This window comes from Amycolatopsis sp. NPDC000009 (assembly GCF_055563465.1).
Genome location: NZ_JBVHDI010000029.1, coordinates 83,332 through 89,564, shown reverse-complemented (window position 1 = coordinate 89,564; position 6,233 = coordinate 83,332). Strand labels below are relative to the sequence as shown.

The 6,233-nt window shown below is 66.5% G+C and carries 7 protein-coding genes and 1 pseudogene; 4 read left to right on the top strand and 4 right to left on the bottom strand.

What is annotated here, in order from left to right; all coding sequences use genetic code 11:
* Positions 1 to 436: 436 nt before the first annotated feature.
* The 3 genes and pseudogenes from ACZ3HL_RS41620 to ACZ3HL_RS41610 form a co-directional block, all read right to left on the bottom strand.
* Entirely contained in the window at positions 437 to 736 is a 300-nt protein-coding gene (locus ACZ3HL_RS41620) for a hypothetical protein (protein WP_465537323.1), read from the bottom strand.
* 98 nt (positions 737 to 834) lie between these two features.
* Positions 835 to 1,104 (bottom strand): hypothetical protein, encoded by a 270-nt coding sequence (locus ACZ3HL_RS41615; RefSeq protein ID WP_465537328.1) that lies wholly within the window; start codon positions 1,102 to 1,104, stop codon positions 835 to 837.
* Between the two features lie 38 nt (positions 1,105 to 1,142).
* Positions 1,143 to 1,583, bottom strand: a pseudogene (locus ACZ3HL_RS41610) (TauD/TfdA family dioxygenase); the annotation flags it as partial.
* A gap of 151 nt (positions 1,584 to 1,734) precedes the next feature.
* On the opposite strand from ACZ3HL_RS41610, the gene ACZ3HL_RS41605 reads away from it, so the two are divergent.
* Positions 1,735 to 2,145: an NUDIX hydrolase gene (locus ACZ3HL_RS41605; RefSeq protein ID WP_465537321.1), complete on the top strand. Its 411-nt coding sequence runs from the start codon at positions 1,735 to 1,737 to the stop codon at positions 2,143 to 2,145.
* A 141-nt stretch (positions 2,146 to 2,286) separates the two neighbouring features.
* Positions 2,287 to 3,414, top strand: coding sequence for a helix-turn-helix domain-containing protein (locus ACZ3HL_RS41600; protein ID WP_465537319.1), 1,128 nt, complete (start codon positions 2,287 to 2,289; stop codon positions 3,412 to 3,414).
* Between the two features lie 115 nt (positions 3,415 to 3,529).
* Here the strand turns inward: ACZ3HL_RS41600 and murG are convergent, their stop codons facing one another.
* Positions 3,530 to 4,744, bottom strand: coding sequence for an undecaprenyldiphospho-muramoylpentapeptide beta-N-acetylglucosaminyltransferase (gene murG / locus ACZ3HL_RS41595; RefSeq protein WP_465537317.1), 1,215 nt, complete (start codon positions 4,742 to 4,744; stop codon positions 3,530 to 3,532).
* Between the two features lie 295 nt (positions 4,745 to 5,039).
* Here murG and ACZ3HL_RS41590 point away from each other — a divergent pair, with 295 nt between their 5' ends.
* Together ACZ3HL_RS41590 and ACZ3HL_RS41585 are read left to right on the top strand one after the other, a co-directional pair.
* Entirely contained in the window at positions 5,040 to 5,531 is a 492-nt protein-coding gene (locus ACZ3HL_RS41590) for an NUDIX domain-containing protein (RefSeq protein WP_465537316.1), read from the top strand.
* A gap of 233 nt (positions 5,532 to 5,764) precedes the next feature.
* Positions 5,765 to 6,130, top strand: coding sequence for a histone-like nucleoid-structuring protein Lsr2 (locus tag ACZ3HL_RS41585; protein WP_465537314.1), 366 nt, complete (start codon positions 5,765 to 5,767; stop codon positions 6,128 to 6,130).
* Positions 6,131 to 6,233: the final 103 nt, after the last annotated feature.

Sequence of the window (6,233 nt, the reverse complement as noted above, 5' to 3'; positions counted from 1 at the left end):
CACCAATCATCGCCATCCGTACCCGAAACCGGCCAGAAGAGCCTCGAACACCCGTGTCCACCTGCGGAAATGCTAAGTAAGTGGCATTGGGGGGGGTCCGGCTCGGGTGTCGAGACAGTGGTCGACGTCAGGACCCGAACGATGGCCGCCAGCACCCATAAGCAGCGCACGTCGCGCCGTCGCCCTGTTCGGCGAGGATTGGCGCCGGCGTCCCGGCCCAGTGTTGGCCGCCGAAGCGCTCAATGCAGGTGTGGGCGGACCCGCTCGCGCTGGTCCGCACACCGGACAGGCGCCGCCCTCACGGCCTTCGTTGCAGCTCAGGTGACTACACGCTGCCGATCCGGGTCAGCACACCGGCCAGTAGCGGATCGGCACAGCTGTGCGGCTCACAGTGGCAGTCAGAACCGTTGGAGAAGTAAGCGCTGCCTAGGGACCTCTAACTCCGCGGCAAGATCCGGTAGACCGGCCCCCTCCAATGGCGTGGCCCAAGCTCGCGGAGGTCAACCAGTAGTTCAAGCACCTGATCAACGTCGTCACGATCGAAATCGGCATCGACGTGGCCCAGGGCCGACCTTTGCAGGATCGTCTCGCCCGCGGCTTCGTAAGCCTGAATTCGAGCACGGATGCGAAGAACAAGCTCCTGGGGCAGCCGACTCAGAGCACGTTGAACCGCTCCGCCCGGCCCGTCGGTCTGCTCGTCCTGCTGTAACTCGTCCGCCGCGATGGCTAACGTCATGCTCTCCACAACCTCCCTCTGCCGGGTAACGTGTGCCAGTGTTGCGCACCACGCAGCTAGCCACGATCGAGCGATGCCTATCTCGCAGGGCAGCACGTCTACTCGGCGTAGTTGTGCTCGACGATCGCGTCCACGTGCTGCACCGACACTGGATGCTTGTTCCCGCCGACATGCTGCCGCGACGGCTGGGGCGCAGGAATTTTCAAGCGCCGCAACGCTTCCCCGAAGGACTTCGCCTCCCACCCGATCCGGGCGGCGAGGTCGGCGGTGGCCACGATCCCGGTCTCGTCCTCGCCGATGACGTCGGCCAGCAACGCCAGCACCTCCGGCATCGGCCTGGCCGCTTCGTCAACGATCTCGGCGTCCACTGGCTCGGCGTCGGCGGTGCTGCGCCGCCGAACAGCATGCTGCGCTCGCCGGCCAAGTCCATCACGGTCTCAGGTGCCTGCGCCCGGAGCGTCCGGTGCACCGCCCGTCCGTCGACCAGGACAGTCTCCCCGCCGTGAGGCGCTGGCCCGCGCACACACAGCCAGCACCAGAGCCGGGGGACAGGGCAGGCTCGAACGGTCGGAGTGCGGGGTCTGGTCACGGTCGGTGAACGCCGTTGCGCCCGCGCGCGGCGGACCGGTCGGGTCGTGATCGTAGTAACGCCACTGGGATCGCTGTGCGGATGTGGTGCGATCGCGCCGAGTTGGGTGGCAAGGCGGAGCAGTGCTGTCCGGTCGTCGACGCCGTCGAACACGGCGACACCGTGCTCAGCCAGGGCAGCGGTGATCCGGTCCGTGGCATTGGGGCTACAGACGTCCAGCGGAGACTTGATCCGATCGGCAAGCCCCGGCTTGGTCATCCAGAACCTCCTTCGTCCTGTGGCTGGCTTCCAACACAACCGGTGTCTCACTGTCGGTGTCCACTCACAGATTGTCAGCGGTCTGTCTCGCCAGGTGGCTGCTACGGTGCTGATCACCTCGTTCACCCCTGCGCAGGGAGGTCTGCCGACGATGTCTGACTACCCCGTTTCCATCAAAGGCGTCGTCGTGCGCGCGGGCCGCGTGCTGCTCCTGCACAACGAACGCGACGAATGGGAACTACCCGGCGGCCGTCTCGAAATCGGCGAGACGCCGGAACGATGCGTTGCCCGCGAGATCTACGAGGAGACGCGGGTCAGCGTCGATGTCGTGGAGATCCTCGATTCGTGGACGTACCACATCGCCGCGGCGAACAAGAACGTGCTCATCGTGACCTACGGGTGCCGCGCCACCACCGATGCTGAGCCTGTCCTGAGCCATGAACACAAGCGTGTCGGCGAATTCACCGCCGACGAGGTCTCGGGACTGGTCATGCCCGACGGCTACAAACGCTCGATCGCGGCCTGGTTCACGCGGCTCGGCGCGGACAGTGCGGTCGGGTAGGTCTGTCGTGGACCGGCGGTGCGAACGCTGCGGACATCGCCTCAGCGGCGTCGAAAGTTCGGCGGTGTGTCCGGCCTGTCGCAGCGGCATCGCATCCCTCACCACCGCACCGCACCGCCCCGGCTCGCTCCGGCAGTGTGGATGTGGTCCGATCCCGCCGCCGCCACGGCGTTCGCCTCACGAGACCTACCGACCATCCTGCGCGCCTACCGCGCCATCAACGACCTGTCCCAACTGGACCTCGCCCAGCTGCTCGACTACGACAAGTCGTACATCGCGATGATCGAGACAGGGAAACGGTCCTTCGACGGTGTCCGAGCCAGACAGCACCTGGCGCACCGTCTTGGCCTGCCGTACCACCTTCTCGGCGTCACTGACCCCGACGACGCCGACTTCGCCGCACTCGTCCAATTCGGCGACAGCGTCATCCGGCTGGCCGACATCGCCCGCCAAGCCGGCCGCGCCGTCGATGCCGTGAATGAGCTGTGGCCCCTGGTAGCGCGGCTCGAAGCACGTGCTGGGGAAGGCCGCCTCGATCCCCACACTCTTCGGCTGTTGGCCCACGGTCGCCTATTTCTGGGTGTCTCACTGGGCACGGTTCTGCCCGAGGAACGCCTTACCGGCGCCGCTGTCTGGACCGGCAAAGCACTCCTGCTCGCCCGCCATCTCGACGACCCCGCCTTTCTGGGGCACACCCTGCGCATGCACGGTAACGAACTTCGCAAAGCCGAACGGCTTCCCGCCGCCATCGCTCGCCTCGACCACGCCACTGCCATCGCCACCACACCCGAGGAGCGCGGCACCGCATTCGCGCTACTCGCCCGCGCAGCTGGCGAAGCACGCCACGAGCCACGCTTCACCGCCGCGATCACCGAGTGCCGCCGCCTACTCGACGACATCACGCACCACGATGGCATGCTGCTGAACCCATTCTCGCTACGTGAAATCCACGCCCGCGGCCTGCTGGCCCTAGCCCGTCCCACCGACGCCCTGCACATCCTGTCCAGACCCGCGGCGGCCGACGCTGCCGCACCGCAATGGCAAGTCATCGAGAACGTCACACACGGCGAAACACTCGCCGCCACAGGCGACCACACCGGCGCGACCGACGTGTTTACCGTGGGCCTGCTGGCCGCCGAACAACGACGACTCCCGCATCAGATCCAACGAATTATCCGAGCGGCCGACCACCACGACCTCGACATTGTTACTGACCACGGACACAACGCTCTGCACAGATTACGAACTTTGCTGGCTCCTGCAGCCTGAGTTACGCCCGCGCTTCCGCAAAGAGCGCAGTTTCTGGCCTTGCAGTAGAACTAGCTACGCAGCCCGCAGCCACGGTGGGCACGACGTGCTTGGTCCAACCGCTCGGCGACAGTGCTCACCGTTGACCCGCTGCGTCCAAGACGACATCAACGAGCCGGTCGGCGGCGTCCGGCCGGCCCAGTTTGCGTGCCCGTGCAGCCATGTCGCGGCGCTGGTGCGGGTCGGTCAGCAGTGGCGCTACCGCGTCCCGCAGGTCCGTTGCAGAGATCTCGGCTTCGAGTAGCGCGGCCGCGGCTCCGTGATCGGCGAGATGCCGCGCGTTGTGGGCCTGCTCGCCACCGGCCGAGGATGCCAGGGGAATGAGCACGGACGGCTTGCCCAGCGCGGTCAGTTCCGCGATGGTCCCTGCCCCGCTACGGGAAATCACGACATCGGCCAGCGCGAACAGATCAGGCAGTTCAGCACCGACGAAACCGACCGGCAGGTAGCGGCTGGCGAGGTCGGTGGGTAACGCGGCGGCGCGGTCTTGCTGCGTCTCCACTGCGGCGGGCCCGCACTGGTGGACCACGTTGGCGTGCTCGAGCAGCCACGGAAGGTTCGCGGCGACGAGGTCGTTGATCTGGGTCGCGCCCTGCGCGCCACCGGTGACGTACACCGTCGGCGACGCACGATCGAAACCGTGGAGACCGAGCGCGTGTACCGCTCGGTCCGCCTCCCCGGTGAAAACCTCGGAGCGCACGGGATTTCCGGTGGCGACGGCGCGCCTGCGCATCGCGGCCGACAGCAACGGCAGGGTCGATTCCGACGACACCGCCACCCGTGCCGCGAACCGGGCCAGCACCCGGTTCGCCAAACCCAGCCGCAGTGTCTGCTCGTGAATGACCAACGGACGGCCACACAGCCGCGCGGCCACGCCCACGGGCACGGCGACGTAGCCGCCGGTCGCCAGCACGACATCGGGACGGAAGCGGGCGACGGCCGACCGCGCCTGCAGCACCCCGAGCGGAACCCGGGCCATATCGGTCACATTGGCCCGGGACAGCATCTTCAGCGGGTTGCGCGCGCGGCGGATCTTGCCCGTGGCGACCGCCTGGAACGGGATCCCCTGGTCCGCGGTGACGCGAGCCTCCAAACCAGCTGCGTTCCCCACCCACAGGACCTCCACGGTCCTGCCCTGATCCGCCAGCCGCGACTGCACCGTACGAACGGCCGTCAGCGCCGGGTAGGTATGCCCGCCCGTCCCGCCTCCCGTGACCAACAACCGGAACGGCCGCTGCGCCGCCTGTTCACGGCGCTGGGTGCCGACCTGCGTCGAGGTGTGCTCATCCATCGTCAAACCTGCTGTTTCTCAACTTATCGGAGGACCACGACCGTGACCCGACATGGGTCCCGGCTTCGGGCGCGGATTCTTCCACAGCACCAGATTCCAGTATGACGCCACTCGATCGATGCCGGGCAGTTGACGCAAACTCGTCCACTGTGGACGACACCCGGACGGCCGTCGCGGAACGGGTGATGTGCACGCCCTGGGCTACGGCGCCGCACCCCCGGCGCAGACCAGTCCGTGCTCGACGGGGGTGTGGCAGGCTGGCGCGAACGATCCAGCTGAGAGGGGGACGTTGTCCGTGACGATCACCGAACGCACAGCCTCGACATTTCTGGTGCAACGCCAGGAGGACCACTGGTCGGTCGGGCTGATCTGGCACCACCGCCTGCACATCACGCTCCCGACCGGCGGACATCAAGAGCATGGAGAGTCCATCGCCGAAACGGCGGTACGCGAGGTACTCGAAGAGGCGGGAGTGCGGTGCACGCTGATGTCGCTGCCACTACCCACGCAGTTTCCCCACAAGCTGAACGGGGCACCATGGTGGATCGCTGATGTGCCAGCCGGGCCGGACAAACACACGAACGAGCCTCACATCCATCGCGACCACGTGTTCGTCGCCGCACCCGACGGCGACTATTCCGACACTGCCGAGTCCGAGGTGTTGTGGTTCACCTGGAACGAGCTCGCCGACGCACGCGAGATATCCGAGGATTCCCGGATCCAGGCCCTGGAAATACTCGCGATCCTGCAACGACAATCAGCCAACGACGTGACCGCACCTGCCTGAAACGCGTGGTGTCGAAGCCGGCGAAATCCGGGGTCGCGCTGTACTAAGTGACGTAGAACGAATCGTGCACATCGATGGTCGCGGCGGCAGTCCTCCATAGCTGCCGTGCTGAACTCACAGCGACGCCGGCCCGAGCGTGTTGCTCGCGATATTGTTTCGCGCGGTGTCGGGTTCCCGGCGTTGCTTCGAGCGTACTATTCTGTCCTTCGATACACATTCTGGAGGGACAGGCAATGGCGCAGCAAGTTTCGGTCAGTCTGATAGACGACCTTGATGGTACGGACGCGGAAGAGACTGTCGAGTTCGGTCTCGACGGCGTGACGTATCAGATCGATTTGTCCGCGGACAACGCGGAGAGCCTTCGCGACGTCCTGGATCAGTACGTCGAGCACGGTCGCCGGGCCGGGGGACGTAAACGCAGGGCGGCCCCGGCCGCTGCGGTTGTCGCTGCTTTGTCGCCGGTGTCCAAGGCGCCGACGGCGGCCGATCGTGAGCAGAACCAAGCCATCCGTGCCTGGGCCCGCAAAAACGGGTATCAGGTGTCGGATCGCGGGCGGATCCCGTCCGAGGTCGTCGAGGCGTATCACAAGAAGAAATAGCGGAGCGCGCTGGCAACCAGCCCTCGACGGGAATCGACCTGATCTCCCCTCGGGGGCTGCGCTCGTGACACGGGACGCCGGGTGTCTGGTGTGGACACCCGGC

What these genes read in the sequence shown, in the direction of transcription:
- ACZ3HL_RS41620 (WP_465537323.1), bottom strand. Translation starts at nt 736, where the DNA reads ATGACGTTAGCCATCGCGGCGGACGAGTTACAGCAGGACGAGCAGACC.
- ACZ3HL_RS41605 (WP_465537321.1), top strand. Translation starts at nt 1,735, where the DNA reads ATGTCTGACTACCCCGTTTCCATCAAAGGCGTCGTCGTGCGCGCGGGC.
- ACZ3HL_RS41600 (WP_465537319.1), top strand. Translation starts at nt 2,287, where the DNA reads ATGTGGTCCGATCCCGCCGCCGCCACGGCGTTCGCCTCACGAGACCTA.
- murG (WP_465537317.1), bottom strand. Translation starts at nt 4,744, where the DNA reads ATGGATGAGCACACCTCGACGCAGGTCGGCACCCAGCGCCGTGAACAG.
- ACZ3HL_RS41585 (WP_465537314.1), top strand. Translation starts at nt 5,765, where the DNA reads ATGGCGCAGCAAGTTTCGGTCAGTCTGATAGACGACCTTGATGGTACG.